This window comes from Aeromonas media (genome assembly GCF_000819985.1).
Classification (GTDB): Bacteria; Pseudomonadota; Gammaproteobacteria; order Enterobacterales; family Aeromonadaceae; genus Aeromonas; species Aeromonas media.
On record NZ_CDBZ01000198.1, the window covers coordinates 1 to 888 of the forward strand.

The 888-nt window shown below is 60.9% G+C and carries 2 protein-coding genes; both read left to right on the plus strand.

Translation table 11 applies throughout. The features are described 5' to 3' along the window. On the plus strand, positions 1-343 hold a 343-nt coding region (gene bioD / locus BN1127_RS16865; protein ID WP_042650200.1), incomplete at its 5' end, for an ATP-dependent dethiobiotin synthetase BioD. 134 nt (positions 344-477) lie between these two features. After that, positions 478-888 (plus strand): M48 family metalloprotease (locus tag BN1127_RS22905; RefSeq protein ID WP_042650201.1); only part of this gene is annotated, 411 nt, incomplete at its 3' end.

An 888-nucleotide genomic window follows, 5' to 3' on the forward strand; every position in this document is an offset into this window, starting at 1 on the left:
GGTGATCGTCGAGGGGGCGGGGGGCTGGTTCCTACCGCTGGATCACCAGCATCTGCTGTCTGACTGGGTAGCCCAGGAACGGCTGCCGGTGATCCTGGTGGTGGGGGCCAAGCTGGGTTGCCTCAATCATGCCCTGCTCACCTGCGCCGCCATCCGCCATCAGGGGCTGACCCTGGCCGGCTGGGTGGTCAATCGGGTGGATCCGCACATGAGTCGCTACCAGGAGAACCTGGCCACCTTGAAAGCCATGTTGCCGGCCCCATTTCTGGGGGAGATCCCCTTCGTAGATCAGCCGCTCGAGGCGGATCTGCGCGGGTGTCTCGACATCTCGCCCCTGGGCTGACCCCCTCACCAGCTTTGCTGGGCCTGACATTCAGCAAACATTCATCGAGTCTGTCTATGATCGGGGGCAGGTGTGGTATCAGGTCGATTGTGAATTGGCCCGAACCATGCATCCATATCTCACAAGGAGTCAATATGAAGCGAATTATGCTATTCCTGGTGACCAACCTGGCCGTCATGCTGGTGCTGGGGGTGGTACTCAATATCCTGTTCTCGGTTCTGGGGATCAACAAGTCCAGCATTTCCGGTCTGTTGGTGTTCTGTGCCGTGTTCGGTTTTGGGGGTTCCTTTATCTCCTTGCTGATGTCCAAGTGGATGGCCAAGCGCAGCTATGGCGTCCAGGTCATCGAGCAGCCCCGCAACGAGACCGAGCACTGGCTGGTGAGCACAGTCGCCCGTCAGGCCCGTGAGGCCGGTATCAAGATGCCGGAAGTGGGGATCTACGACTCCCCCGAGATGAACGCCTTCGCCACCGGCGCCCGTCGTGACGACTCCCTCGTCGCCGTGTCGTCCGGCCTGCTCTACAGCATGAGCCGCGACGAGGCG